This is a genomic window from Streptomyces sp. WZ.A104, assembly GCF_002382885.1.
Classification (GTDB): domain Bacteria; phylum Actinomycetota; class Actinomycetes; order Streptomycetales; family Streptomycetaceae; genus Streptomyces.
The window spans coordinates 20591-45051 of sequence record NZ_NWVL01000050.1; the positions used below are offsets into that span (position 1 = coordinate 20591).

The 24461-nt window shown below is 72.3% G+C and carries 29 protein-coding genes; 19 read left to right on the plus strand and 10 right to left on the minus strand.

Features of this window, described 5'->3' with window-relative positions; translation table 11 throughout:
• Positions 1-72: 72 nt before the first annotated feature.
• The 5 genes from CIB93_RS24560 to CIB93_RS24580 form a co-directional block, all read right to left on the minus strand.
• On the minus strand, positions 73-1542 hold the full coding sequence (locus CIB93_RS24560) for a HAMP domain-containing sensor histidine kinase (RefSeq protein ID WP_179500234.1): 1470 nt from the start codon (positions 1540-1542) through the stop codon (positions 73-75).
• Positions 1539-2276: a response regulator transcription factor gene (locus tag CIB93_RS24565; RefSeq protein ID WP_096629884.1), complete on the minus strand. Its 738-nt coding sequence runs from the start codon at positions 2274-2276 to the stop codon at positions 1539-1541. The genes CIB93_RS24560 and CIB93_RS24565 overlap by 4 nt, the downstream gene beginning before the upstream one ends.
• A 73-nt stretch (positions 2277-2349) precedes the next feature.
• Positions 2350-3411 carry a S1C family serine protease gene (locus CIB93_RS24570; protein WP_096629885.1) on the minus strand — a complete coding sequence of 354 codons (1062 nt, stop codon included), beginning with the start codon at positions 3409-3411 and terminating at the stop codon, positions 2350-2352.
• Positions 3412-3571: 160 nt separating this feature from the next.
• Positions 3572-4612: a LacI family DNA-binding transcriptional regulator gene (locus CIB93_RS24575; protein WP_096629887.1), complete on the minus strand. Its 1041-nt coding sequence runs from the start codon at positions 4610-4612 to the stop codon at positions 3572-3574.
• Between the two features lie 24 nt (positions 4613-4636).
• The gene (locus tag CIB93_RS24580) at positions 4637-5443 is read right to left on the minus strand and encodes a response regulator transcription factor (protein ID WP_096629889.1); all 807 of its coding nucleotides are present in this window, start codon (positions 5441-5443) and stop codon (positions 4637-4639) included.
• A 344-nt stretch (positions 5444-5787) separates the two neighbouring features.
• Here CIB93_RS24580 and CIB93_RS24585 point away from each other — a divergent pair, with 344 nt between their 5' ends.
• The 8 genes from CIB93_RS24585 to CIB93_RS24615 all read left to right on the plus strand — a co-directional run bounded on the left by CIB93_RS24585 (position 5788) and on the right by CIB93_RS24615 (position 11232).
• The gene (locus tag CIB93_RS24585; RefSeq protein WP_257002339.1) at positions 5788-6669 is read left to right on the plus strand and encodes a S9 family peptidase; all 882 of its coding nucleotides are present in this window, start codon (positions 5788-5790) and stop codon (positions 6667-6669) included.
• Between the two features lie 49 nt (positions 6670-6718).
• Positions 6719-6973 (plus strand): MoaD/ThiS family protein, encoded by a 255-nt coding sequence (locus CIB93_RS24590; RefSeq protein ID WP_096629892.1) that lies wholly within the window; start codon positions 6719-6721, stop codon positions 6971-6973.
• A gap of 10 nt (positions 6974-6983) precedes the next feature.
• Positions 6984-8309 (plus strand): hypothetical protein, encoded by a 1326-nt coding sequence (locus CIB93_RS24595; protein ID WP_096629893.1) that lies wholly within the window; start codon positions 6984-6986, stop codon positions 8307-8309.
• Between the two features lie 169 nt (positions 8310-8478).
• Positions 8479-9168 carry a DUF2993 domain-containing protein gene (locus CIB93_RS24600; protein ID WP_096629895.1) on the plus strand — a complete coding sequence of 230 codons (690 nt, stop codon included), beginning with the start codon at positions 8479-8481 and terminating at the stop codon, positions 9166-9168.
• 233 nt (positions 9169-9401) lie between these two features.
• Complete coding sequence (locus CIB93_RS39665; RefSeq protein WP_350751515.1) at positions 9402-9482, plus strand: Ms5788A family Cys-rich leader peptide; 81 nt, start codon at positions 9402-9404, stop codon at positions 9480-9482.
• A 172-nt stretch (positions 9483-9654) separates the two neighbouring features.
• The gene (locus tag CIB93_RS24605) at positions 9655-10494 is read left to right on the plus strand and encodes a sulfurtransferase (RefSeq protein ID WP_096629896.1); all 840 of its coding nucleotides are present in this window, start codon (positions 9655-9657) and stop codon (positions 10492-10494) included.
• Between the two features lie 54 nt (positions 10495-10548).
• On the plus strand, positions 10549-10836 hold the full coding sequence (locus CIB93_RS24610; RefSeq protein WP_003968135.1) for a DUF1416 domain-containing protein: 288 nt from the start codon (positions 10549-10551) through the stop codon (positions 10834-10836).
• Positions 10837-10974: 138 nt separating this feature from the next.
• Complete coding sequence (locus CIB93_RS24615) at positions 10975-11232, plus strand: DUF3099 domain-containing protein (protein ID WP_096629897.1); 258 nt, start codon at positions 10975-10977, stop codon at positions 11230-11232.
• Positions 11233-11236: 4 nt separating this feature from the next.
• On the opposite strand, the gene CIB93_RS24620 is transcribed toward CIB93_RS24615, so the two are convergent.
• Positions 11237-11599, minus strand: a complete 363-nt coding sequence (locus CIB93_RS24620; protein ID WP_096629899.1) for a DsrE family protein — start codon at positions 11597-11599, stop codon at positions 11237-11239.
• 105 nt (positions 11600-11704) lie between these two features.
• On the opposite strand from CIB93_RS24620, the gene CIB93_RS24625 reads away from it, so the two are divergent.
• The 6 genes from CIB93_RS24625 to CIB93_RS24655 all read left to right on the plus strand — a co-directional run bounded on the left by CIB93_RS24625 (position 11705) and on the right by CIB93_RS24655 (position 16704).
• Complete coding sequence (locus tag CIB93_RS24625) at positions 11705-12505, plus strand: hypothetical protein (protein ID WP_179500235.1); 801 nt, start codon at positions 11705-11707, stop codon at positions 12503-12505.
• The gene (locus tag CIB93_RS24630; protein WP_373558800.1) at positions 12502-13365 is read left to right on the plus strand and encodes a hypothetical protein; all 864 of its coding nucleotides are present in this window, start codon (positions 12502-12504) and stop codon (positions 13363-13365) included. The genes CIB93_RS24625 and CIB93_RS24630 overlap by 4 nt, the downstream gene beginning before the upstream one ends.
• Entirely contained in the window at positions 13362-14318 is a 957-nt protein-coding gene (locus CIB93_RS24635; RefSeq protein ID WP_179500236.1) for a hypothetical protein, read from the plus strand. The genes CIB93_RS24630 and CIB93_RS24635 overlap by 4 nt, the downstream gene beginning before the upstream one ends.
• A 273-nt stretch (positions 14319-14591) precedes the next feature.
• Positions 14592-15164: an FABP family protein gene (locus CIB93_RS24645; protein WP_096629903.1), complete on the plus strand. Its 573-nt coding sequence runs from the start codon at positions 14592-14594 to the stop codon at positions 15162-15164.
• Positions 15165-15240: 76 nt separating this feature from the next.
• Positions 15241-15729, plus strand: coding sequence for a Fur family transcriptional regulator (locus tag CIB93_RS24650; protein ID WP_096629943.1), 489 nt, complete (start codon positions 15241-15243; stop codon positions 15727-15729).
• Between the two features lie 9 nt (positions 15730-15738).
• On the plus strand, positions 15739-16704 hold the full coding sequence (locus CIB93_RS24655; protein WP_096629905.1) for a folate-binding protein YgfZ: 966 nt from the start codon (positions 15739-15741) through the stop codon (positions 16702-16704).
• A 29-nt stretch (positions 16705-16733) separates the two neighbouring features.
• Here CIB93_RS24655 and dtd read toward each other — a convergent pair whose 3' ends face one another.
• Entirely contained in the window at positions 16734-17183 is a 450-nt protein-coding gene (dtd, locus tag CIB93_RS24660; RefSeq protein WP_096629906.1) for a D-aminoacyl-tRNA deacylase, read from the minus strand.
• Between the two features lie 115 nt (positions 17184-17298).
• Between dtd and CIB93_RS24665 the strand changes: the two genes are divergently transcribed.
• The 3 genes from CIB93_RS24665 to CIB93_RS24675 are packed head-to-tail and all read left to right on the plus strand — an operon-like array spanning position 17299 to position 20277.
• Positions 17299-17964, plus strand: a complete 666-nt coding sequence (locus tag CIB93_RS24665) for an ABC transporter substrate-binding protein (RefSeq protein ID WP_257002340.1) — start codon at positions 17299-17301, stop codon at positions 17962-17964.
• 51 nt (positions 17965-18015) lie between these two features.
• The gene (locus CIB93_RS24670) at positions 18016-19002 is read left to right on the plus strand and encodes an asparaginase (RefSeq protein WP_096629908.1); all 987 of its coding nucleotides are present in this window, start codon (positions 18016-18018) and stop codon (positions 19000-19002) included.
• A 24-nt stretch (positions 19003-19026) separates the two neighbouring features.
• Positions 19027-20277, plus strand: coding sequence for a GNAT family N-acetyltransferase (locus CIB93_RS24675; protein ID WP_096629909.1), 1251 nt, complete (start codon positions 19027-19029; stop codon positions 20275-20277).
• A gap of 63 nt (positions 20278-20340) precedes the next feature.
• Here the strand turns inward: CIB93_RS24675 and CIB93_RS24680 are convergent, their stop codons facing one another.
• Both CIB93_RS24680 and CIB93_RS24685 read right to left on the minus strand, forming a co-directional pair.
• Complete coding sequence (locus CIB93_RS24680; RefSeq protein ID WP_096629911.1) at positions 20341-21141, minus strand: ABC transporter permease; 801 nt, start codon at positions 21139-21141, stop codon at positions 20341-20343.
• Positions 21134-22141, minus strand: coding sequence for an ATP-binding cassette domain-containing protein (locus CIB93_RS24685; RefSeq protein ID WP_096629912.1), 1008 nt, complete (start codon positions 22139-22141; stop codon positions 21134-21136). The genes CIB93_RS24680 and CIB93_RS24685 overlap by 8 nt, the downstream gene beginning before the upstream one ends.
• Positions 22142-22267: 126 nt before the next feature.
• On the opposite strand from CIB93_RS24685, the gene CIB93_RS24690 reads away from it, so the two are divergent.
• Together CIB93_RS24690 and CIB93_RS24695 are read left to right on the plus strand one after the other, a co-directional pair.
• On the plus strand, positions 22268-23056 hold the full coding sequence (locus CIB93_RS24690; protein WP_373558802.1) for a TetR/AcrR family transcriptional regulator C-terminal domain-containing protein: 789 nt from the start codon (positions 22268-22270) through the stop codon (positions 23054-23056).
• A gap of 19 nt (positions 23057-23075) precedes the next feature.
• Positions 23076-23786: a TetR/AcrR family transcriptional regulator gene (locus CIB93_RS24695; protein ID WP_179500237.1), complete on the plus strand. Its 711-nt coding sequence runs from the start codon at positions 23076-23078 to the stop codon at positions 23784-23786.
• A gap of 22 nt (positions 23787-23808) precedes the next feature.
• Here the strand turns inward: CIB93_RS24695 and CIB93_RS24700 are convergent, their stop codons facing one another.
• The gene (locus CIB93_RS24700) at positions 23809-24426 is read right to left on the minus strand and encodes an HAD-IA family hydrolase (protein ID WP_107470978.1); all 618 of its coding nucleotides are present in this window, start codon (positions 24424-24426) and stop codon (positions 23809-23811) included.
• Positions 24427-24461 lie beyond the last annotated feature (35 nt).

Below are 24461 nucleotides of genomic sequence, written 5' to 3' on the forward strand. Positions count from 1 at the left end.
GACGCGAGCGGATCTCCTCCAGCGCCCGGTTCCGCCGCCTCCGAGACGCCCGCCCGGTCCGCCGGAGCGGCCTCACAGCTCCGGCGGTGGAGTCGGCGCCCCCGGCAGCCCGATCGTGGCGACCGTGCCGGGGCCGTCGTCGGGGGCCGGGCGCAGCGTGATCTCGCCGCCCGCCTGGTGCACCGTACGGGCGACGATCGACAGGCCCAGGCCCGAGCCGGGGAGCTGGCGGGCGGAGGGGGAGCGCCAGAAGCGTTCGAAGACGTGGGGGAGTTCCTCGGCGGGGATGCCGGGGCCGCGGTCCCGGACGGTCAGTTCGCCCCGGTGCAGCCGTACGTCGATCGTGCCGCGCGGCGGGCTGAACTTCACCGCGTTGTCCAGGACGTTGACGATCGCCCGCTCCAGGGCGGCCGGTTCGGCCCGTACGTACCAGGGGGCCAGGTCCTCCGTGACCGTCAGCTCGGGGCCCCGCAGCCGGGCGCGGCGCAGGGCGGTGCGGGTGATCTCGTGCAGGGCCACCACCTGGAGCGGGCCCGGTTCCGCGGCGTCCGGGCGGGCCAGTTCCTGGAGGTCGCCGATCAGTGCCGCCAGCTCCGTCATCTGGGCCTTCACCGAGGCCATCAACGCCTTCCGGTCCTCCGGCGGGATCACCCGGCCCGTCTCGTCGCTGCGCGCCAGCAGTTCCACGTTCGTCCGCAGCGAGGTCAGCGGGGTGCGCAGTTCGTGGCCCGCGTCCGCGATCAGCTGGGCCTGGCGGTCGCGGGAGGAGGCGAGCTGGGCGGCCATGGAGTTGAAGGAGTTCGAGAGGCGGGCGATCTCGTCCTCCCCGTCGACCGGGATACGTACGGTCAGGTCCTCCGTGCGCGCCACGTGTTCGACGGCCTCCGTCAGTTCGTCCACGGGGCGCAGGCCCGCCCTGGCCACCCACAGGCCTGCCGCGCCGGCGCCGACGACGCCGATGCCGCCGACGAGGGCCAGCACCCAGGCGAGCGTGGACAGCGGTGCGTCGATCTCGCTGAGCGGGCGGGCCACGGAGACCGCGAGCTGGTTGTTGGCCTGGCCGGAGCTGACCACCGGGGGCAGCTTGCGGGTGTAGACCCGCATGTCCTGTCCGGCGTCGTTCTCCGTCGTGTGCAGGGCGTCACTCCGCTCCCCCGCCGCCACGGCCACGTCACTCGGCTGGGCGGGTACGGGGGTGGTGTTCGGAGCCGTGCAGTAGCTCCCGTTCGCCGCGACGATCTGCACGGTGTACTGGCCGGGGAACTCCTGGGCGGGCAACTGCCCGCCGCTCAGGCACGAGCTCAGCAGATCGCGCATCGGCGCGTTGTCCATCTTCGCGTCGCGCAGCGAGTCGTCGAGCTGGTCCTCCAGCTGGGCGCGGGTCACGAACCAGCACGCCACCGCCACCGCCGCCACCGCCACCGCCACCGCCGTGGCGACCAGGATCGCGAGCCGGGAGCGCAGCGGCAGCGCCCGGAAGCGGCGTACGAACCGGTTCACGGCGGGCCCGGCCCGGCCCGCGGGGGGTCGCGCCGTGCTCACGCCTCGCCGCTCCCGCCCGTGCGCAGCGCGTAGCCCACCCCGCGCACGGTGTGGACGAGGCGCGGTTCGCCGCCCGCCTCCGTCTTGCGGCGCAGGTACATCACGTACACGTCCAGGGAGTTGGAGCTCGGCTCGAAGTCGAAGCCCCAGACCGCCTTGAGGATCTGCTCCCGGGTCAGCACCTGGCGCGGGTGGGACAGGAACATCTCCAGCAGCGTGAACTCGGTGCGCGTCAGCTCGACCCGGCGATCGCCCCGGGTGACCTCGCGGGTGGACAGGTCCATCCGCAGGTCGGCGAAGGAGAGCACGTCGTCGTCCGGGGTGTCCGCGCCCGCCGCCGTCGACGCGTAGGAGCTGCGGCGCAGCAGGGCCCGGATGCGGGCGAGCAGCTCGTCCAGCTCGAACGGCTTGACCAGGTAGTCGTCCGCCCCCGCGTCGAGGCCGGTGACCCGGTCCCCGACGGTGTCGCGGGCGGTGAGCATCAGGATGGGCGTGGTGGAGCCGGTGGCCCGGATGCGGCGGGCTGCGGTGAGGCCGTCCATCCGGGGCATCTGGATGTCCAGGACGATGAGGTCGGGGGCGTACGCCTCGGCCGTCGCCAGGGCGTCGTACCCGTCGACCGCGACCTGGGTGCCGTATCCCTCGAAGGCGAGGCTGCGTCGCAGGGCCTCGCGTACGGCCGGTTCGTCGTCGACGATCAGGATGCGCTGGGGATCGTCTTCGGCGGGGCTCATCGCTGCGTGTCCTCTTCTCGTGTCCGGCCGACGGGGCGCCCTCAGCCTTGCACGGCCGGGGTGCTGTACGGGATCAGGAGGCGTCGCCCGCCCGCAGGGTGTCCAGGTCCGCCTTCAGCGTGTTCACCGGGATCGCGAAGCCGAGGCCCACGCTGCCCGCCGCTGAACCACTGCCCGCCGCCGACGAACTGGGCGCGTACATCGCGGAGTTGATGCCGATGATCTCCCCGTCCATGTTGATCAGCGCCCCGCCGGAGTTGCCGGGGTTGAGTGAGGCGTCGGTCTGGAGCGCCTTGTACGTGGTCGTCTGCTCGCCCGTGTCGCCGTTGAACTGCCGGCCGCCGAACTCGAACGGCCACGGGTCGCTCCCGCCGCGCTGACCCTGACCCTGGCTCTGGCCCTGGCGTGAGCCCTGCCCGGAGTCGTCCTTCGCCACCGTGACGTCCCGGTCCAGCGCGGAGATGATCCCGCTGGTGACCGTGCCGGTCAGGCCCTCCGGCGAGCCGATCGCGACGACCTGGTCACCGACCTCGACCTGCGAGGAGTCCCCGAGCGTGGCCGTCTTCAGCCCGCTCGCGCCCCGGAGCTTGATCAGCGCCAGGTCCTTGTCGGGGTCGGTGCCCACGACATCGGCGGTGTAGGTCTTCCCGGTGGAGAGGGTGACCTGGATCTGCTGCGCACCCGAGATCACGTGGTTGTTGGTGACGACCTCGCCGTCCGCGGTGATCACCACCCCGGACCCGGTGGACCTGCCCGCCGACGAGGACGCGCCGATCTCCACGATGGTGGGGGAGACCGCCTCCGCGACGCCCGCGACGGTGCCCTTGCTGCTCTGCGAGACCGTGGTGCCGTTGACCGCCCCGCCGGAGCCGGTGGCACGCGCCCCGCCGTCGGTGAGCTGCCCGACCAGCGTCGCGGTGCCGCCGCCGATCACGGCGGCGGCGAGCGCCACCGCCGTCAGCAGGGCCACCGGTCGCTTCGCCCGGCGCCTGCCGGCGGGCGCGTACGGGGGCGGCGGCGGGTAGCCGCCCGCGGCGTCGGCGTGCGTGGTGCCGTACGCCGTGCCGTCGTACGAGTACGAGGTGGGGTCCTGGTCCGTCGTGTACGCGCCGCTCGGGCGGGGGTTCTCCGTCATGTGCACCAGGCTGGCGAGCGAACATGAGAAGGGTCTGAGTACGTCCTGAGAAGCCCGGCAGAACCGCGTATGCCCGATGTAAAAGGCATTCAGGGGCCGTACGAGGAGAGGGCACGGCGGCGGATGAGGCGGATGAGGCGGATGAGGCTGATCAGGAGGATCAGGCGGCGGGCGGGGGTTCCCCGCAGCCGCACGAGCGCCGGACCACCAGCGCCGAGGGGAACTGCTTCAACCGCTCCCGCCGCGAACCGGAGACCCGCAGCGCGTCGTCCAGCACCAGGTCCACCGCCGCCCGCGCCATCGCCGGGCGGTCGGAGTGGACCGTGGTCAGTGGCGGATCGGTGAGACCGGCTTCCTTCACGTCGTCGAAGCCCGCCACCGCCAGCTCCCGGGGCACGTCGATGCGCAGCTCCCGGGCGGCCCGCAGCACGCCGAAGGCCTGGTCGTCCGTGGCGCAGAAGATCGCCGGGGGCCGGTCCGGGCCCGACAGCAGGCCGAGGGCCACCTGATAGGCGTCGTAACGGTTGTACGGGGCCTGGAAGAGCCGGCCCTCCGTGGAGCGGCCCGACTCGTGCATCGCCCGGCGCCAGCCCTCGACGTGGTCGGCCACCGGGTCGCCGACCACCGGGGTCGACTCCATACCGCCGAGGCAGGCCACGTACGCGTTGCCGTGCTCCAGCAGGTGGCGGGTGGCGAGCTGCGCGCCGCCCACGTCGTCCGTGACGACCGCGACGTCGTCGATCGCCTCGGGCCGCTCGTGCAGCAGGACGACCCGGGCGTCCCACGCCTCGATCTCGGCCGCCGCCCGCTCGCTGGGGCCCTGGCTGACCAGGATCAGCCCGGAGACGCGCATCCCGAGGAAGGCCCGCAGATAGTGGACCTCGCGCTCGTCGCGGTAGTCGGAGTTGCCGACGAGCACCATCTTCCCGCGTTCGGCGGCGGCCTGTTCGACCGCGTGCGCCATCTCCGCGAAGAACGGCTGCCGGGCGTCCGGCACGATCATGCCTATGAGGTCCGTGCGCCGCGAGGCCATGGCCTGGGCGACCCGGTCGGGCCGGTAGCCCAGCTCCTTGATCGCGGCGAGTACCCGCTCGCGCGTGGCCGGGGCGACCGGCCGGGGTCCGTTGTTGATGACGTAGCTGACGACCGCGGTCGACGTCCCCGCCAGTCTCGCCACATCGTCCCGCGTCACCTTGGCCACGCGCGGCAGTCTACGCGGATGGAACTACCGCTTGGCAGCCTCTACCGGGGCTTCTTCCGTCACCCCGGCCGCCGGCGACTGCTCCGAACGGGCGATGGCTTCGCCGGACGGCTGCTCGGCCGCCGCCCGGTCCTTCGGCTCCTCGGCGGCCCGCTCGATCTTCTCCGGCGCGACGAAGCGGTAGCCGACGTTGCGCACGGTGCCGATCAGTGACTCGTGCTCGGGGCCGAGCTTGGCGCGCAGCCGCCGGACGTGGACGTCGACCGTCCGCGTACCGCCGAAGTAGTCGTAGCCCCAGACCTCCTGGAGGAGCTGGGCGCGGGTGAACACCCGGCCCGGATGCTGGGCGAGGTATTTCAGCAGTTCGAATTCCTTGAACGTCAGGTCGAGGACCCGGCCCTTGAGCTTCGCGCTGTACGTCGCCTCGTCGACGGAGAGATCACCGTTGCGGATCTCCATCGGGGAGTCGTCGGAGCTGATCTGCTGCCGCCCGGTCGCCAGCCGCAGCCGCGCCTCGACCTCGGCCGGACCCGCCGTGTCCAGCAGGACGTCGTCGATGCCCCAGTCGGCGGTGACGGCCGCGAGGCCGCCCTCGGTGACGACGAGGATCAGCGGACAGCCGGGCCCGGTGGACCGCAGCAGCTGGCAGAGCGAGCGGACCTGCGGCAGGTCGCGGCGCCCGTCGATCAGGATCACGTCGGCACCCGGGGTGTCCACCAGGGCCGGGCCCTCGGCGGGGGCCACCCGCACGCTGTGGAGCAGGAGGCCCAGGGCGGGGAGCACCTCCGTCGACGGCTGGAGTGCGTTCGTCAGAAGCAGCAGTGAACTCATCGCCGCCCACCTGCCCGGTTCGGTCGATCGTGTTGCACGGTTCGCTCGCCCATTACGTCGGTCCTCCTCGTTCCCTGCGAGAGGGGCACTCCCGGGTCGGACCCGGGGGAGTATGCGGCACTGCTTCGTACGTCATACAGGTTTCACGGTGCGGTCCCGCGCCCTGGGACCGCTGAGCTTGTCGAAACGTCTCCGTAACAACGCCCGGAAAGCACAAAAGGACCCGGGGGCTGCATTGCCCGGATCCTCTTCGCAGCAGAATAGCCCACATGAGTTCAGTGTCCGAGGGTCGATTCCTGAGTTCTTCTGTTCCCTTGCTCACGCGGGTCCCACGATTCGCCACATTGCTGACCGATGACGGCGTACCGGTCGAGGCGGTGTACGAACCGTGTACGGCGGGTTCCGGGGCACCGGTGGACACAGCCGCCGAGACCCTCGCGATCGTGGTGGCACACGGCTTCACCGGCTCGGCCGACCGTCCGGCCGTCCGCCGGGCCGCGCGGGCGTTCGCGCAGCGTGCGGCCGTGATCACGTTCTCGTTCCGGGGGCACGGACGGTCCGGCGGGCGCTCCACGGTGGGCGACCGCGAGGTGCTGGACCTGGCCGCCGCGGTGGCCTGGGCGCGCGAGCTGGGGCACGCGCGGGTGGTTACGGTCGGGTTCTCGATGGGCGGCTCGGTGGTGCTGCGGCACGGCGCTCTGTATACGGATGCGGATGCGGATACGGACACAGGTACGAGGTCGGGTACGGCGGATTCCGGGGTGCCGGATGCCTCCGTTCGCGTAGCGGCGCGCGAGAGGCATAGGGGGCGCATGGGGGCGCATTCGGATGCCGTGGTCTCCGTCAGTGCTCCCGCCCGTTGGTACTACCGGGGTACGGCTCCGATGCGCCGCCTGCACTGGGTGGTCACCCGCCCCTCGGGCCGGTTCGTCGGCCGCTACGGACTCCGCACCCGCATCGCCACCGAGGAGTGGAACCCCGTCCCGCTCTCCCCGGTGCAGTCCGTTCCGCTCATCGCCCCGGCCCCGCTGCTCCTCGTGCACGGCGACCGGGACCCGTACTTCCCGTTGGACCACCCGAGGATGCTGGCGGACGCGGCGGGGGCGGGCGGTGCGGAACTGTGGCTGGAGCGGGGGATGGGGCACGCGGAGAACGCGGCGGACGACGCCCTCCTCACCCGCATCGCCGACTGGGCGGTCGCGGCGTGCCCCATCATGGACAACTGACGCACAGGACGCACACCACGTCCGACGACCGAACCGAAGGAGTGGCGCCATGGCAGCGGGGACGATCCGCTACTGGGCTGCGGCGAAGGCCGCCGCGGGCACCGCGGAGGAACCGTACGCGGCTGCGACCCTCGCCGAGGCGCTCGACGCGGTGCGCGAGCGGCACCCGGGCGAGCTGAGCCGGGTGCTCCAGCGGTGCTCCTTCCTCATCGACGGGCACCCCGTCGGGACCCGCGGGCATGAGACCGTACGCCTTGCCGAGGGCGGCACGGTCGAGGTGCTCCCGCCGTTCGCAGGAGGGTGAACCGCAGGCCATGAGCAGCAGCGATCAGCAGTACCCGTACCCGTACGACCCGCAGCAGCAGCCGTACTGGCCCGACGGGACGGCCGGGCAGCCCGCGGCCCCCCGAACACCGGACAACTTCGACCAGGGCGCGACGCAGACCTGGCAGGCGCCGACCTGGGACACGCAGTACCAGCCGACGATCCGGCCGGACGGGCAGCCGCAAGGACAGCCGGGCGTGTACGGGGCACAGGGGCCCGATCCGTACGGCACACCGCAGCCGCAGCCGCAGCAGCCGTATCAGCAAGAGCCGCAGCAGCCGCAGCAGCCGTATCAGCATCAGACGCATCAGCAGCAGCAGCCGTATCAGCAGCAGGCGTACCCGCAGGCCGCGGCCGATCCGCAGGCGTACCCGCAGGCCGCGGCCGACACCGCCTATCTGCCGTCCCAGGCGGCCTCGGGATCCCTTCCGCTGCCGCCCGAGGTCCCGGCCGCGCCCGCACCCGCCGCACCGCCGTCGCCCGCGCCCGAGCCCGCGACCGCGCGGCCGGTGGCCGACGGCTCCGGGTACAGCGCCCCCACCACTCTCGGCAACGCCCGGATCACCGACGCCCAGCGGGCCCGCGCCGAGGGGCGCTCGCCGATCATCGCGCCCGGGATGCAGCCCGCGGCGCTCACCGCCGTCCTCGGCCTGCTCCTCGCCGGGGGCGCGGCCATCGGGTCGTACGCCCTGCTCGTCCCGGTCGTGCTGCTCCAGGCGGTGACCGCTGCCGGTTGGTTCCGGCTCAACGGCATGTGGCCCGCCCGCCAGGGCATCGTGCTCGCCTTCGCCGGCGGGCTCGTCGCCGATGCAGCCCTGCTCGCGGCGGGCCGGGAGCACGGTCCCGCCGCGCTGCTGGGCACCCTGGGCGTCTGGGTGCTGCTCACCGTGGTCCTCCAGCTCCGCAGCCACGCGGGAGCCGACGAGCGGATGTACGGCCTGATGGCCACCGTCGTCTCGGCCGCCCTCGCGGTCCTCGCGGGGGGACACCTCGCGGCGGTCCCGGACGCGGTGACGGTCGGAGGGGTGGCGGTCGCGGCCGCTGTGCTCGCCCGGGCGCTGCCGCTGCCCGGCACGGTCTCCGTCGCGGTGGCCCTGCTCGCGGGTACGGGCGCGGGGGTCGCGGTGGGCGGATGGACGGACTTCGGCGTGAAGGGGGCCCTGCTGGGCCTCGCGGCGGGCGGCTGCGCGCTGATCGGGCTGCGGGTGGCGAGCTACGACTACCCGTCGCGGTTCGTGCACATGACGGCCGGGGTGGCGCTGCCGCTCACCGTGGCGGCCCCGGCGGTCTATCTGATCGGCCGAGCCATCGTCTGACGGCCACCACGCCCACCGGCACGCTCGTCCGCGGCGGCCCCCGACCGGTTCCCCGGGAACCGATCGGGGGCCGCCGCTCGTCGATCATCCGGGGCGTCCATTCCTGCGGCAGTAGGCTCACGGGCGGCGCCGGGGGGACCGATCGGCTCAGGGTGGGGGAACGACACACATGCGCGCACTGCGAATACTGCTGGTCCTGGTGGTGGTGCTGGGCGGCCTCTTCATCGCCGTCGACCGTGTGGCGGTCCACTTCGCCGAGTCCGAGGCCGAGGACCGGGTCACGATCAGCGGCGGCAGCGCGGGCTCCACGGACATCTCGATCAAGGGATTCCCCTTCCTCACCCAGCTCGCGGGCTCACAGCTCGACCGGGTCGATGTGAGCCTCACCGGCATGAACACCAGCGCCGCCGGCCGCACGACGCGGGTCAGCGAGGTGCGGGCCCAGCTGCACGACGTGAAGCTCGGCTCCGGCTACCGCAGCGCTACGGCCGCGCGCGCCACCGGCACCGCCCTCGTCACCTACGAGGACCTGACGGCGGCGGCCAGCGACGGCGTCGTCGTCGAGTACGGCGGCAACGGCAAGGCGAAGGTCACCGGCACGGTCGAGATCCTCGGCCGCCCGATCTCGCGCAGCGTGCTCTCCACCGTGACCCGCCTCGACGGTCACACGATCAAGGTGCGCGCGGATCAGGTGCCGGGCGAGGGACTGCCCGGCGTCGAGGAACTGGTCCGTAAGAAGACCGACTTCGAGGGTGACATCGACGGCCTGCCGAAGGGCTTGGAGCTGCGCAAGATCGAGGTGACCGAGAAGGGCCTGGAGATCCAGGTGACCGGCTCGGACGTCTCCCTGACGGGCTGAGCGCCGGACGGGGCTGTACGCAGGGGAGAGCCCGGCCGGGAGCGGGTACGTACCCGCTGATCCGGATAGTGAGACGCCCCCGTCCGGTCCGCAGATGCCGGAGCCGCCGCCAGGGGCCCGGCGGCGGATGCGCGGCGCGGCGACCACACTCTCGTCCCGCATCATGGATGATCGTGTCTCACAATACGACACGGCGGTGACATCTCCGTGCGTACCTCCCTACGATCGGACCCATGAAGCGACAGGCGGATCTCACGAAGCGGCGGGCAGTAGACCTGTGCCGCGTCGCCGCCATGCTCTGTCGCCCCTTCTGAACGGGGCCGTTCCCACCGCCCCGCCTCCCCCGGCCCTTCGACCGTCGTCAGGGCCGCCCCCGGGTGTCCCGTACGCGCCGCGTTCCGTGCCTCCGCGCGTACAGCCGCACCCCGCACCCGCACTCAGCAACTCCGCACCACCCCGCCGCAGACTGCCCCGGAGGAGAACAACATGAGCCGCAGCGACGTCCTGGTAGACGCCGACTGGGTCGAGGCCCACATCGACGACCCGCAGGTCGCGATCGTCGAGGTGGACGAGGACACCTCGGCGTACGAGAAGAACCACATCAAGAACGCGATCCGGATCGACTGGACCAAGGACCTCCAGGACCCGGTCCGCCGCGACTTCGTCGACCAGGCCGGCTTCGAGAAGCTGCTCAGCGAGAAGGGCATCGCCAACGACACGCTGGTCGTCCTCTACGGCGGCAACAACAACTGGTTCGCGTCGTACGCCTACTGGTACTTCAAGCTGTACGGCCACGAGAACGTCAAGCTCCTCGACGGCGGCCGCAAGAAGTGGGAGCTGGACTCCCGCGACCTGACCGATGCCGTTCCCACGCGCCCGGCCACCCAGTACAAGGCCAAGCCGCAGGACGAGTCGATCCGCGCCTACCGCGACGACGTCGTGAAGGCCATCGGCAGCCAGAACCTGGTCGACGTGCGTTCGCCCGACGAGTTCAGCGGCAAGCTGCTCGCCCCGGCGCACCTCCCGCAGGAGCAGTCGCAGCGCCCGGGCCACGTGCCGAGCGCCCGCAACATCCCGTGGTCGAAGAACGCCAACGACGACGGCACCTTCAAGTCGGACGACGAGCTCAAGGCCCTCTACGAGGACGAGCAGGTCGACCTGTCGAAGGACACCATCGCCTACTGCCGCATCGGTGAGCGCTCCGCGCTCACCTGGTTCGTGCTCCACGAGCTGCTCGGCCAGGAGAACGTCAAGAACTACGACGGTTCCTGGACCGAGTACGGCTCCCTCGTCGGCGTGCCGATCGAACTCGGCGCCAACAAGTAGCGCACACCCAGCAGTTCCGACCGACCCGCACGACCCGACCAGAAGGACAGAACCATGTGTGGAGCACAGGCCGGTGGCCCCGACGCTTCGACGATCAAGCCCGGTGAGACCACCATCCAGGGCAGCGTGACCCGCGACGGCGAGCCCGTCACCGGCTACGTGCGCCTCCTGGACTCGACCGGTGAGTTCACCGCCGAGGTCCCGACCTCGGCCACCGGACAGTTCCGGTTCTACGCCGCCGAGGGCACCTGGACGCTTCGCGCCCTGGTCCCGGGCGGCAGCGCCGACCGCACGGTCGTCGCGCAGACGGGCGGACTCTCCGAGGTCGCCATCGCCGTCTGATCCCCCGGGATCCACGGCACGCCGGGTTTCCCCGGCACCCAGAACGGCCGGAGGGCCGCACCCCAGGGGGTTGGACGCCACCTGACGCGGGGTGCGGCCCTTCGTGCCGTCCGGCGCCCGGAGTCCTACGCTGGAAGCATGTACGCCCGACGCAGGCGGAACTACCTCCTCATGATGGGCGGATGCATCGCGCTCTTCGTGTCCGCCTGGGCCGTCGTGCGCCTGTGGTCCATGCCGGTCGCCATCGGCATGTGCGGGGTCGCCATGGTGATCCCGCCGATCGCCGCGATGATCGCCAGCCGGCGCGGCCCGGAGGACCGCTGGTGGGACGACCCCACCGGGGACCCGCAGTCCGACGAGTGGTGGGACGAGCTGGACGGCAAGAAGCGCTACTGAGCTGTCAGTAGACGAGCGCCTGGGTGCCGTCCGCCATGGCCTCCTGCACGAAGACCTGCGCCCCCGCGATGCGTACGCCCTCCAGCACGTCCTTCTCGGTGATCTCGCGCCGGGCCGCGCACTGCGTGCACAGGGTGATCCGGCCGCCCGCCAGGATCGAGTCCAGCAGATCGGGCAGCGGGGCGGCGTGCGGCAGTTCGAACTCGGCCGCCCGGCCCGGCAGGGCGAACCACGAGGACTCCCCGGTCAGCCAGAGCGAGACCTCGACACCGCTGGCGACGGCCACCGCCGCCACGGTGAAGGCCTGCGAGCAGCGCTCGGCGGCCTCGGGCCCGGCGGTCACCTTGATCACTAGCTTCTTCGGCATATGCCGAACTGTAATCGTCCGAGGGGCAACCTCCTTGCTGACCTGGGGGTCACATGTGCGCGCAGGTAAGGGAACCCGCGCCTCAGGTCTCTTGGGGGGACCCTTTTGGAACCGAACGACACCATTCCTGCCGCGCCGGAGGCCCCGGTCGGCACGCCCGGGCCTCGCCGCCGGCCGCGTGGGCGTACGACGCTGATCATCACCGCGGCCGCGCTGCTCGGGATCTCGGGCGGCGTCGCCGTGGGCTACGGCATACAGGCCGAGCGGCCGCCGACACCGCTCTCCGCGCTGTCGCAGCCCGGCCTCGGCTACCCGGCGAAGGCGCTGCCCGCGGACCGGGTCCCCGCCCCGTTGCCCGTTGCGCAGGACCGGCAGGTCAAGACCGACGGCGATCTGCGCAAGCTGCTCGTCGACAAGCCGAAGGGCGCCAAGAAGTCGCTCGCCGACGAACTGGGCATCGGTGACGGCTGGGCGACCCTGCCCGAATACGCCCAGGACTTCTACAAGGACCCGAACTACATGTTCGAGTCGCTGGCCGGGGGCGACTTCCGCCGGGTGGCCTCGGCCTCGTGGCGGCGGGGGCAGTACGGCGACATCCAGGTCCAGCTGATCCAGTTCCGGTCCGGCGACCTGCTCGGCGCCTCCGACCACGTCGCCGACCAAGTCGCGTACATGGACGAGGAAAAGGGCGGCGCGGGCAACCTCGGCCACGCGATCAAGGGGAGCCGCGAGGGGCGGTACTTCTTGTTCCCGGTCGAGCGGGAGGCCGGATACCTCCCGTCGTACCGGGCCAGGGCGCTGGCCGTACGCGGTGACATCGCGATGGACATCAACATCTACGACACCGTCCCGATCAGCAAGAAGGACATCCGGACGCTGGCCGAGCGACAGCTGGAGCGGCTGTGAACGACGAGACGACCCCTGTGGCGCAGCCCGCACCCGAGCCCGCGCCGACCGCCGAGCCCGCGCCGACCGCCGAGTCGGAGCCGACCGTCGAGCCCGCGCCCGCGGCTGCCCCCGCCCCGGCGAGCCGCGTGCGCCGGGTGTTGATGACCGCGCTGCCCGTCGTTCTGGTGCTGGCGGCGGTCGGCGGTGCGGCCGGTTACACCAACGCCACCGTGGACACCGCCGACCGGAAGGTCACGACGACCGTCTGGGACGAGGACCACGCGCCTGCCGGCAAGGGCCCGGCGGGCGATCCGTCCCGGGGCCGCCACGACACGGAGCTGTCCAAGCTGCTGCTGCCGGTGCCCGAGGACTACCGCCTCGGCCCGGACATCGGCGAACTCGGCAACGACAACGAGACCAGCGGAGCGAAGGCCACCGCGGCGATGAAGGAGATGGGGCGCGGCCTGGCGGGCAAGGACCGCCGCGAGCTGAACAAGTTCGTCGAGAAGCTCCGTATCCAGGGCATCGCGCAGCGCTCGTACACCTCGCAGGCGAACGACCTCGTCGTGAACATCCAGGTCATGAAGATGCAGGACAAGCGGGCGGTACGCCGGTCCTACCTGGACCGCAAGGAACTGATGGACTCCTTCCGAGGCTTCCGCAAGGGGCCGCGCATCGAGGGCCACAAGAAGGCCACCTGCTATCGCCTGCCCAAGGGCGACAAGAACACCCTCGACGGTGTGCTGTGCCTGGCGTACGACGGCGAGGTCTCGGTCTCCGTGGAGGCGTACGGCAGCAAGCCGTTCAGCCCGTCGGGGGTCAGGGACCTGGTGAAGGACCAGCTCGACCACATCACGTCCCCGGGGGAGTACATATGAGCGAGCGGACGATGACCCCGGAGACGCCCGGGACGCCCGAGTCGTCTGGGATGCCCGAGGCGCCCGGGAAGCCCGAGGCGCGCGAGGTGCCCGAGGCGCCCGGGACACCTGCGGCACCCGAGATGCCCGTGGCACCCGAGGCACCCGAGGCACCCGAGGCGGCTGCCGTGCCGCTGTCGCCCACGCCGCCCCGGCCGCCCCGGCGCGTCCTGCGGGCCGTGGCGCGGTGGACGGCCGCCGCCCTGGTGTTCGGGCTGCTCGGCACCGGTACGGCCTTCGGGATCGCGTCCCTGGAGCGGACCGACGTGCCCGGGCTCGCCACCGAGGGCGACGGGCGCTGGGACTACCCGAAGCTGTCGCTGCCCGCGCTCCCGGCCGGTAAGCCCCGGCCGTTCAGTACCGGCAACCCGGCCGAGATCCACCACGCCGACCTGCGCGAGCTGCTCCTGCCCGCCCCGGCCGGAGCGAAGCCGGACAAGAAGCTGACCGGCGGCTGGATCTCCACGGAGACCTTCCTCGCCGCCTACCGGCCGCAGAACCGGGAGTCGGTCGCCCAGCTCCTCAAGGACGCGCCGCCGCGCCACATCGCGGCCCGCGGGTGGACCATGCCGGACGGCACGGTGTCCCGGGTCTATCTGCTGAGGTTCAACTCGACGGCGTTCGCGAGCGGCCTGATCGACGACCTGAACGTCGGCTCGTCGGCCGGTACGCCGCTGGACCGTACGGACACCATGCGGTTCGACGACCACTGGGGCTCGGACAACGACATCGAGAACCTCTCGTCGTTCGTCTTCGAGGAGCAGGCTCCCTTCGGCGCCGAGCACGTCCGGCAGGCGTACACGCTGGCGGGCGACACGGTCGCACTGATCGTCCACGAGCGCCCGGGCAAGCGAGAGGCGGCGCGCGTCCCCTTCCAGCAGACGGTGATCCTGCAGAACCAGCTGCTGGCCTGAGCGCCGGAACAGGGCCGACGCAGCGGCCACCTGGACGAGAGGGCCGGGCCCCCACCCATTAGGCTGGGGCCCGGCCCTGTACCGCCGCCACCCGCTCGTCACGAGGAGCCCCCTGTGCTTGAGGCATTCTTCACCGCCCTGCTGGTCCTGGTCTGCGTGGGCGTCCTCGCCTTCACCGCGGTCGCTGTGAAGAAGCTGTACCAGGGCCAGCGCTGACCTTCGCCGTACCCCGATCGCCCGCCCGCACCCCCTCACAGATCGTCTGAGCCGCTCATGATCGAGATTCCGTCCGACCTCCACCCGGACCTCGTCCCGCTGGCCTTCCTCCTCGGCAACTGGGCGGGCGCGGGCGTGTCCGACTTCCCCGGCGCCGAGAAGTGCAACTTCGGCCAGGAGGTCACCTTCAGCCACGACGGCCGTGACTTCCTGGAGTACGTCTCCCGCACCTGGGTCCTGGACGCCGAGGGCAAGCAGGTCCGGCCGCTGGAGTCGGAGTCCGGCTACTGGCGCATCGACAAGAACCGCAAGGTCGAGGTCGTCATGGTCCGCGACCAGGGCGTCGTCGAGATCTGGTACGGCGAGCTGGCCGACCAGAAGCCGCAGATCGACCTGGCCACCGACGCGGTCGCCCGGACGGCGGCCTCCGGCCCGTACAGCGGGGGCAAGCGGCTCTACGGGTATGTGAAGAGCGACCTCATGTGGGTCGGCGAGAAGGCGACGCCCGAGGTCGAGCTGCGCCCCTACATGTCGGCGCACCTCAAGAAGGTCGTCACCCCCGAGGAGGTCGCCGAGATGGCGAAGAGCCTCGGGGACATGCCGGACGACGGCATCGCGTTCTTCAAGTAGGCCCCTCTCCGGAAGGAGAGCGTCCTTCCGGAACGAGCACGGCCGGTCGGTGCTCGTCCCGCCCTACACTGGCCCTGTGGTGAGCACCGACTGGAAGACCGATCTTCGGCAGCGTGGCTACCGGCTGACGCCTCAGCGCCAGCTCGTTCTGGAGGCCGTCGACGCCCTGGAGCACGCGACTCCGGACGACATCCTGTGCGAGGTGCGCAAGACGGCGTCCGGCGTGAACATCTCCACGGTGTACCGGACCCTGGAGCTGCTGGAGGAGCTCGGTCTTGTCAGCCACGCCCACCTCGGGCACGGCGCCCCGACGTACCACCTGGCCGATCGGCACCACCACATCCACCTGGTCTGCCGGGACTGCAAGGACGTCATCGAGGCGGATCTCGCGGTCGTCGCCGAGTTCACCGAGAAGCTGCGCGCCGATTTCGGGTTCGACACCGATATGAAGCACTTCGCGATCTTCGGCCGCTGCGCGGACTGCACGGCTACGAAGACGGCTACGAAGACGGCTACGAAGACGGCTGAGCCGACGGCCGCGAAGGACGCCTCCGCCAAGTCGTAGGCTGGGCGCATGAAGAGCCCCTTGCTGTCCCTGCCAGGCGCCGTCTCCGCCGAAGGCCGCGACGAAGGTGTCGCGGCGCACTACGGCGATCTGTTCCGCGAGCAACGCGCCCTCGCCGACGGCAGCGGCTTCGTCGATCTCTCCCACCGCGGTGTCGTCACCGTGACGGGCGACGACCGGCTGAGCTGGCTGCACCTGCTGCTCACCCAGCACGTCAGCGACCTCGCCCCGCACCAGGCCACCGAGGCGCTGATCCTCTCCGCCAACGGGCACATCGAGCACGCGATGTACCTGGTGGACGACGGGACGACGGTGTGGATGCACGTCGAGCCGGGGACACAGGGCGAGCTGATCGCCTACCTGGAGTCGATGAAGTTCTTCTACCGGGTCGAGGTCGCCGACCGGACGGAGGACATCGCGGTCGTGCACCTGCCGGCCGGTTCCATCGCGGAGGCCCCCGACGGCGCGACCGTACGGGAGACCCCGCAGGGCCGGGACCTGTTCCTGCCGCGTGCCGACCTGGAGTCGTACGCGGCGGCCAGCGGGCCCGCCGCGGGCATCCTGGCCTACGAGGCGCTGCGCGTCGAAGGCCACCGGCCGCGCGTCGGCTTCGAGACCGACCACCGCACCATCCCGCACGAGCTGGGCTGGATCGGTACCGCCGTCCACCTCCAGAAGGGCTGCTACCGGGGTCAGGAGACCGTCGCCCGCGTCCACAACCTGGGGAAGCCGCCGCGTCGCCTCGTCTTCCTGCACCTGGACGGCAGTGAGGTGCACCTGCCCGGCCACGGGACGCCGGTGCGGCTGGCCGCCGACGGCGAGGAGGGCCGTCAGCTCGGCTTCATCACCACCTCGGCCCGCCACCACGAGCTGGGGCCGATCGCGCTGGCCCTGGTCAAGCGGAACGTGGCGGTCGACGCCGAGCTGATCGCGGGGGACACGGCGGCGGCCCAGGAGACGGTCGTCGAGCCGTAGCCGTGGAGGGCTGCCCCGCCCGCGTACGGCTACACCTCGATGATCACCGTGAACGGGCCGTGGTTCGTGAGCGAGACCCGCATGTCCGCTCCGAACCGGCCCGTCTCCACCTGCGCCCCCAGGGCCCGCAGCTGGGCGACGACCTCGTCGACCAGCGGCTCGGCGACCGGGCCCGGAGCGGCCGCGTTCCAGGTGGGACGGCGACCCTTGCGGGCGTCCCCGTAGAGAGTGAACTGGGAAATCACCAGGAGGGGGGCGTTCACATCCGAACAGGACTTCTCGCCCTCCAGGATGCGCACCGACCAGAGCTTGCGGGCCAGCTGGGCCGCCTTCTCGGGGGTGTCGTCGTGGGTCACCCCGACCAGCACACACAGGCCCTCGCCGACGATCTCCCCGACGATTCCGGGCGCCGAGGGGTCGTCGCCCGCACCGGCGACGGAGACGCTCGCGCCATCCACTCGCTGTACCACTGCACGCATACAGACCAACCTATCTTGGGCTGAACGGGTACAGAGCACCTGCGTGGGCCCGCTGCGGGGTGGCACGATGCACGATGTCGGTGTGCCGACGCACCGGTCGAGGGGACGGAACAGCATGAGTACATATGGAGCCGGACAATCTCCCGGTGCCGTACCGGGCACACGTCACCGCGCCAGCACCCTGCGGTCACCCGTACAGCGCAGTCTGACCGGACAGGGGCCCGTGCTCCCGTCCGTGCCGCCGGTACCCGGGGCGCCCGGGACCGCCGTGCCGGAGCAGGCGGGCGGCGACGGAGGGTTCGGCGGGCTGCGGCTGCCGGAGCTGCGGACGCTGCGCCGGGACGCCCAGCGCGACGAGGCCGATCTCAGTTACGTACGCCGCCTCGTGCAGGGCCGGATCGACATCCTGCGCGCGGAACTGACCCGCCGCCGGGACCCGGAGGCGCCGGTCGAGGAGGCCGCGGTGGTCGACCGGCTCTCGGAGATCCTGGCCGACACCCCGTCCCGGCACCGCTCGTCCGCCCGGCACGTCACGCTGACGACGCCGCGCGGGGACGAGTTCCGGCAGCTGGCGGCCGAGACGCTCGCGGAGGTCGAGCTGTCCGATCTGGACGCCCGGACGGACGAGGAGCTGCTCACGGCCATGGGCCGGCTCGTCCGCTACGAACAGCAGGTCTCCCGGCGTCGTCACGAGCTCCAGCGCACGGCCGACGATTGCAGCGCGGAGATCGCCCGCAGGTACCGTGACGGTGAAGCACAAGTAGACGACCTGCTCGCCTGAAGCGATCCTTCCGGGCGCGGGTCCCGCACCCCCGTCCCCGGAAGGCCCACCATGACGTCCACCGACGCCTCGTCCGCCATATCCCCTGCTCAGGCCCCCGCCCCGCCCGTTCTGGCAGAGGTCGTACGGTCCGGTTTCGTGGAGGGCCACCACCGGGGCTCGCTGGTGCTGCTGGCGGCCGACGGCAGCGTCGAGCGGGCGGTCGGGGACCCGGCGGCGCCCGTCTTCCCCCGCTCCTCCAACAAGCCGATGCAGGCCGCCGCGATCCTGCGGGCCGGCCTCGATCTGTCGGGCGAGCGGCTGGCCCTGGCCGCCGCCAGCCATTCGGGGGAGCCCTTCCACCTCGAACTCGTACGCACGGTGCTCGCCGAGCACGGGCTGCGCGCGGCCGACCTCCAGACCCCGCCGGACCTGCCGCTGGACCCGGTGGAGGCGGAGGCGTACCTGGCCGCCGGGAAGGTACGCGAGCGGATCACCATGAACTGCTCCGGCAAGCACGCGGCCATGCTCGCCGTCTGCGTCCGCAACGGCTGGGACACCGCGAGCTATCTCGACCCCGGCCACCCGCTCCAGCGGCTGGTGGGGCAGGTCGTCGCGGAGGCGGCGGGCGAGCCGGTCGCGGCGGTCGGTACGGACGGCTGCGGGGCCCCGCTGATGGCGATCGGGCTGACCGGTCTGGCCCGCGCCTTCCGGTCGTTCGTGCTGGCGGAGCCCGGGAGCGCCGAGCGCCGGGTCGCGGACGCGATGCGCGCCCACCCGGAGTACGTCGCGGGCACCAGGCGGCCGGACACCTGGCTGATGAGCGAGGTGCCCGGGGCGCTCTCCAAGATGGGCGCCGAGGCTGTCCAGGCGGTGGCCCTGGCCGACGGCCGGGCCCTGGCCTTCAAGGTCGACGACGGGGCGGGCCGGGCGCTCGGCCCGGTGCTGGCCCGCGCGCTCGAACTGCTCGGCGTGGACGCCCCGGTCGTCGCCCGGATCGGGCGTTCGCCGCTGCTCGGCGGGGCTGCCGAGGTCGGGGAAATTCGCGCGACATTCTGAGACGCGCGTGCCTAGCGTGGGGGCATGAGCCTTGATGTCCGCACGGTCACCGCGCCCGAATTCGCCGACTGGATGAAGGCGGTGGGCACCGGCTTCCTCACTCCGAACACACCGGGCGAGGAGCTCGTCGCCGACCGGGTCGCCCAGGTGGACCTCTCGCGGGTGCAGGGCGCCTTCGACGCCGGGCGCTGCGTGGCGACGTTCCGTTCGTTCGCCCAGCAGCTGACCGTGGTGGGCGGGGGCACCGTGACGGCCGACGCGATCAGCGGGGTGACGGTGACGCCCACGCACCGCCGGCGCGGACTGCTGAGCCGGATGATGGCGACGGACCTGGCGGCGGCCAAGGAGCGCGGCGAGCCCCTCGCCTCGCTGATCGCCGCCGAGTATCCGATCTACGGGCGGTACGGCTTCGGCCCCGCCACCTGGACCGCCGAGTGGGAGGTCTCCGTCCACCGGGCCGGGCTCGATCCGCGGCGGTCGGGGCAGCCGGAGGGCGGCGGCCGGATCGAGCTGGTCGACGGTGCCGACGTCCGCAAGCTCGGCCCCGAGGTGCACGCCCGGCTCGCCGAACTCCGCCCCGGTGTCGTCAGCCGCGACGAGCGCTGGTGGCAGCAGCACACCGGGTCCGGGCTCCGCCCGGAGCACGAGAAGTGGACCGAGCCGTTCTACGTGGTGCACCGCACGGCCGACGGCGAGGTCGACGGCCTGATGGTCTACGGCGCGGACGACAAGTGGGGCGACGCCAAGCAGCCGCTGAACACGGCGACCGTACGGGACCTGATCGCGTTGAATCCGGCGGCCGAGCGGGCCCTGTGGCACTACCTCTGCTCGATCGACTGGATCACCACGGTCCGCTCGGGCTACCGCGCCCCCGACGACCTGCTCCCGCTGCTGCTTCCGGACCCCCGGGCGGCCCGGATGGTCACGAACGCGGACTGGCTGTGGCTGCGGATGCTGGACGTGCCGCGTGCCCTGGAGGCCCGGACCTACGGTGTGGAGGCGTCGCTCGTCCTCGACGTCCGGGACGACGCGGGGCTGGCCGGGGGCCGCTTCCTGCTGGACGTCTCGGATTCGGGGGCGCGCTGCACCCCGACCACCCGGAGCGCCGATCTGGCCCTCGGGGTGGGGGAGTTGGCGGCGCTCTACCTGGGCGACGAGTCGCTGCGGCGGCTGGTGGACCTGGGCCGGGCCGAGGAGCTGCGGGCGGGTGCGGTGGCGACGGGGGACGCGGTGTTCCGTACGGGGCGGCGGCCGTGGTGCCCGGACGTGTTCTGAGGACCGCCGGCCGGGGGACCGGGGCCGGTGCGCCCGGGGCCGGAACGGCACGGCGCCGGGTGATCAGCGCGTCCGGATGCGGAACAGCGCCTCCGAGGCGCTGACCGCCACGACGAGCAGCCCGGCGGCCCAGGCCAGCGCGATCCAGGGCGCGTTGCCCACGTCCTGGCCGAGGAGCAGCCCGCGCAGGGACTCGATGGCCGGGGTGATCGGCTGGTGCTCGGCGAAGCCGTGCAGCCAGCTCGGCATCTTGTCGATCGGGACGAACGCGCTGCTCGGGTAGGGCAGGAACGACATGAAGAACGTGAAGCCGCTCGCCGCCTCCGGGCTCCGGGCCAGCAGGCCGATCGCCGCCGAGATCCAGGACAGCGCCACGATGTAGGCGACCAGGACGGCGGCCACCAGCAGCCAGCCTGCCGGGGATGCGGCGGGGCGGAAGCCGATCAGCAGGGCGACGCAGAAGACCAGGGCGGTGGCGCAGAGATTGCGGACGGTGCTGGCCGCCACATGACCGGCGAGCACCGGTGTACCCCTCACGTCCAGGGAGCGGAAGCGGTCGATGATGCCGCCCTTCATGTCCTCGCTGACGGCTGTGGCGGTGGTCGCGGCGCCGAACCCGGCGGACAGGAGCAGGACGCCCGGGACGACGTACATGACGTACGAGTCGTAGTCCGTCCCGGTGTCGATCGCGCCGCCGAAGAAGTAAACGAAGATCAGCATCAGCATGATCGGCAGGGCCAGCGCCGTGATCAGCGCGTCGGTGTTGCGGCTGCTGATGCGCAGGCTGCGCCCTGCCATGACGGCGGTGTGGGTGAGGGAACCGGGCGAGCTGCCGCGCGTGCGGACGGCGGTCATGTCAGACATGGGCGGGAGCCTCCGAGGACGTCAGGGCCAGGAACACGTCGTCGAGGGTGGCGCTGTGCAGGCTGAAGCGGTCGATGTCGCGGCCCGTCGGGTCGGTCTCGTCGAGCAGGGCTCGTACGTGGGCGGCGGAGCCGTCCGTGGGGATGCCGAGCGTCAGGGTCTCGGGGGAATGGTGGACCGCGCGGCCCGCCAGCCGGAGGTAGGCCTCGCGGCTGGTGAGGGCCAGGTCGAGGCGGTGGCCCCCGACGCGGGACTTGAGGTCGGCGGCGGTGCCCTCGGCGGCGATACGGCCCTTGTCGATCAGGGCGATCCGGTCGGCGAGGTGGTCGGCCTCCTCCAGGTACTGCGTGGTGAGCAGGACGGTCGCGCCGCGTTCGGCCAGCTCGCGGACGACCTCCCAGAGCTGCTGGCGGCTGCGCGGGTCGAGCCCGGTCGTCGGCTCGTCCAGGAAGAGCACCCGTGGCTCCGGTGATCCGACGAGCCCGGCGGCCAGGTCCAGGCGGCGCCGCATGCCGCCGGAGTACGTACCGGCCGGGCGGCGGGCGGCGGCGGTGAGGTCGAAGCGTTCCAGCAGTTCCGCGGCCCGGCGGCGGGCATCGGCGCGGTTGGCGCCGGTGAGCCGGGCCATCATCCGCAGGTTCTCCTCGCCGGTCTGGGTCTCGTCGACGGCGGCGAACTGCCCGGTGAGGCTGATCGAGCGGCGTACCGCGCTCCGGTCGGCGACGACGTCGTACCCCGCGACGCGGGCGGTGCCGGAGTCGGCCTCGGTCAGCGTCGCGAGGATCCGCACGGTGGTGGTCTTCCCGGCCCCGTTCGGCCCGAGGAGGGAGAAGACGCTGCCGGGCCCGACGCGGAGGTCGATTCCGTCGAGGACGCGGACTGCGGACTTTCCGTAGGACTTGGTGAGGCCGTACGCCTCGATGGTGGCGGTGGCGGTGGCGGTGGCGGTGGCGTCGATGGCGGCGGTGGTGCTTCCGCCGCGGTGGATCGGGTCGGTCATGACCGGCCCCCTTTCTGCGTATGCCATACGCGTTATTGCGTAAGCATTACGCATCCCTAGGATGGGGTCAAGGCGTGCGGGGGCGCGGGACAGGGCGGCGGCGTGGACGAGACGCCGGGCAAGGGGATGAGGGTGACGGAGAGGACCAGCCCGGGCGGCGGCGATCTGCCGGCCAGCCTGGAGGCGGCCTGGGGGCTGCGGGAGCGCCCCGCCAAGGGCCCGAAGCCCGGCCTGAGCCTGGAGCGGATCGTGGCGGCGGCGGTCGCGGTCGCGGCCTCCGACGGGCTGGCGGCCGTGTCGATGGGCCGGGTCGCCCAGGAGGTCGGCGCGTCGACGATGTCGCTGTACCGGTACGTCTCCGCCAAGGACGAGCTGTACGTCCTGATGCAGGAGGCGGCTGTCGGCCCCCCGGAGCCGCTGTCCGCCCTGGAGGCCGGCGCGGGCTGGCGGGAGGCGCTCACCGAGTGGGCGTCGGCGCAGCGGGACCGGTTCCACGCCAATCTGTGGGTCCTCCGGATCCCCATCGGGGGCCCGCCCGCGACCCCGAACTCGCTCGCCTGGTGGGAGCAGGGGCTCCAGGCGCTGGCGGACAGCGGGCTCAGCGAGGGCGACAAGATCTCGGTGATCCTGCTGGTCTCCAACTTCGTCCGCAGCGAGGCGCTCCTGATGGGCGACCTGGCCGCCGCCGTCACGACGCGCGGGGTGGCGCCCGAGGACGTGGTCGCCTCGAACGAGCGCACGCTGAGGCGGCTCGTCGACCCCGAACGGCACCCCGGGATCTCCCGGCTGCTGGAGTCCGGGGTGATGAGCGAGCCGGACGACCCGGACCACGAGTTCGTCTTCGGGCTGGAACGCCTGCTGGACGGGGTCGAGGCGCTCATCCGAAGGACGAGCGGTGACGTCAAGTCCGCTTGACGTCAAGGGCGTACGCTTCATGGTCATGAACGGAGAGAAGCCCGGGAACGGCGGCACTGACGGGTCCGGCGCCGGCGCGCCCTCCCGCGGACCCGCCCGGGGGCATGAGCCCGCGCCGGTCGGCCTGCGGGAACGCAAGAAGCGGCTGACCTACCAGGCGGTGTCCGACGCGGCCGTCGCGATGTTCCTGGAGCGGGGCTTCGACAAGGTGTCCGTGGCGGAGGTGGCGGCCGCGGCGGACATCTCCAAGCCGACGCTGTTCCGGTACTTCCCCGCCAAGGAGGACCTGGTCCTGCACCGGTTCGCCGACCACGAGGACGAGGCCGCGCGGGTGGTCACGGCCAGCTCCCCCGACGAGACCCCGCTGGACGCCCTGCGCCGCCACTTCCTCGACGGCCTGGACCGCCGCGACCCGGTGACCGGCCTCTGCGACGCCCCCCAGGTCCTGGCCTTCCTCCGCCTGCTGTACGGCACCCCGTCCCTGGTCGCCCGTCTGCACGCCTACCAGAGCCGCTCCGAGGCCGCCCTCGCCCGCGCCCTGGGCGGCGGGGTCCCCGACAAGCTCGCGGCCGGGCAGATCATCGCGGTCCTGCGCATCCTGGCCCTGGAGAACTGGCGCCGGATCGACGCGGGCGAGAGCGCGGACCGCGTCTACGCGAGCGCGGTCCAGGCGGCCGAGGAGGCGTTCGTCCAGCTGCGGACGGGTCTGGAGGGGCGGGGGCGGGGGTGAACCGGCTCCCGTTGCCCGGGGCTCAGCGCGCCCGACCCGGGTGGTTCGCGTACTGCGCGCACGGCCCCAACGCCCGCCGTAGATCGGCGGGTTCGCGGTAGAGGATGCCGGTCATACCGAGGGCGGTGGCCGCGTCGACGTTTTCCTGGCGGTCGTCCACGAACAGGCAGCGCTCCATCGGTACGCCCGCCCGCGCGGCGGCGATGCGGTAGATGGCCGCGTCGGGCTTGGCCACCTGCTCCACCGCACTGCTCACCACCGCGTCGGCCAGGTCGCTCAGGCCCAGCAGGGCCAGATCGGCGTCCAGTCGGGGAGTCGCGTTGGTGACGAGCACCAGAGGTACGTGGGTCCTGGCCCGGCGCAGCAGCTCGACCACCTCCTCGTCGGCCCGGAAGGGCGCGTCGGCGAGCGCCCGGCCGAGCTCACGGGCGCGGTCGGCGCCGACGCGGCCGGTGAGGCTCGCGGTGATGGACTCCACCCAGGTGTCCGGGGTGATCCGGCCGAGGAGCAGCGGGAGATCGACCTCGGGCGCGTAGGCCACCTCCGTCGTGGTGCCTTCCGGCAGTCCGGCGGCCCGTTCCAGGGCGGCGAGCGGGGCGGTGTCGTAGAAGCGGATGACGTTGTCGAGGTCGCAGAGCACGGCGTCGAAGCCGCGGGCGGCGGGGAAGGTGACGG

Excerpts from the sequence above, each read along its gene's own strand:
- CIB93_RS24565 (WP_096629884.1), bottom strand. The coding sequence starts at position 2,276 with ATGAGCCCCGCCGAAGACGATCCCCAGCGCATCCTGATCGTCGACGAC.
- CIB93_RS24570 (WP_096629885.1), bottom strand. The coding sequence starts at position 3,411 with ATGACGGAGAACCCCCGCCCGAGCGGCGCGTACACGACGGACCAGGAC.
- CIB93_RS24580 (WP_096629889.1), bottom strand. The coding sequence starts at position 5,443 with ATGAGTTCACTGCTGCTTCTGACGAACGCACTCCAGCCGTCGACGGAG.
- CIB93_RS24590 (WP_096629892.1), top strand. The coding sequence starts at position 6,719 with ATGGCAGCGGGGACGATCCGCTACTGGGCTGCGGCGAAGGCCGCCGCG.
- CIB93_RS24595 (WP_096629893.1), top strand. The coding sequence starts at position 6,984 with ATGAGCAGCAGCGATCAGCAGTACCCGTACCCGTACGACCCGCAGCAG.
- CIB93_RS24600 (WP_096629895.1), top strand. The coding sequence starts at position 8,479 with ATGCGCGCACTGCGAATACTGCTGGTCCTGGTGGTGGTGCTGGGCGGC.
- CIB93_RS39665 (WP_350751515.1), top strand. The coding sequence starts at position 9,402 with ATGAAGCGACAGGCGGATCTCACGAAGCGGCGGGCAGTAGACCTGTGC.
- CIB93_RS24605 (WP_096629896.1), top strand. The coding sequence starts at position 9,655 with ATGAGCCGCAGCGACGTCCTGGTAGACGCCGACTGGGTCGAGGCCCAC.
- CIB93_RS24610 (WP_003968135.1), top strand. The coding sequence starts at position 10,549 with ATGTGTGGAGCACAGGCCGGTGGCCCCGACGCTTCGACGATCAAGCCC.
- CIB93_RS24615 (WP_096629897.1), top strand. The coding sequence starts at position 10,975 with ATGTACGCCCGACGCAGGCGGAACTACCTCCTCATGATGGGCGGATGC.
- CIB93_RS24620 (WP_096629899.1), bottom strand. The coding sequence starts at position 11,599 with ATGCCGAAGAAGCTAGTGATCAAGGTGACCGCCGGGCCCGAGGCCGCC.
- CIB93_RS24635 (WP_179500236.1), top strand. The coding sequence starts at position 13,362 with ATGAGCGAGCGGACGATGACCCCGGAGACGCCCGGGACGCCCGAGTCG.
- CIB93_RS24645 (WP_096629903.1), top strand. The coding sequence starts at position 14,592 with ATGATCGAGATTCCGTCCGACCTCCACCCGGACCTCGTCCCGCTGGCC.
- CIB93_RS24655 (WP_096629905.1), top strand. The coding sequence starts at position 15,739 with ATGAAGAGCCCCTTGCTGTCCCTGCCAGGCGCCGTCTCCGCCGAAGGC.
- dtd (WP_096629906.1), bottom strand. The coding sequence starts at position 17,183 with ATGCGTGCAGTGGTACAGCGAGTGGATGGCGCGAGCGTCTCCGTCGCC.
- CIB93_RS24665 (WP_257002340.1), top strand. The coding sequence starts at position 17,299 with ATGAGTACATATGGAGCCGGACAATCTCCCGGTGCCGTACCGGGCACA.
- CIB93_RS24670 (WP_096629908.1), top strand. The coding sequence starts at position 18,016 with ATGACGTCCACCGACGCCTCGTCCGCCATATCCCCTGCTCAGGCCCCC.
- CIB93_RS24675 (WP_096629909.1), top strand. The coding sequence starts at position 19,027 with ATGAGCCTTGATGTCCGCACGGTCACCGCGCCCGAATTCGCCGACTGG.
- CIB93_RS24680 (WP_096629911.1), bottom strand. The coding sequence starts at position 21,141 with ATGTCTGACATGACCGCCGTCCGCACGCGCGGCAGCTCGCCCGGTTCC.
- CIB93_RS24685 (WP_096629912.1), bottom strand. The coding sequence starts at position 22,141 with ATGACCGACCCGATCCACCGCGGCGGAAGCACCACCGCCGCCATCGAC.
- CIB93_RS24690 (WP_373558802.1), top strand. The coding sequence starts at position 22,268 with ATGAGGGTGACGGAGAGGACCAGCCCGGGCGGCGGCGATCTGCCGGCC.
- CIB93_RS24695 (WP_179500237.1), top strand. The coding sequence starts at position 23,076 with ATGGTCATGAACGGAGAGAAGCCCGGGAACGGCGGCACTGACGGGTCC.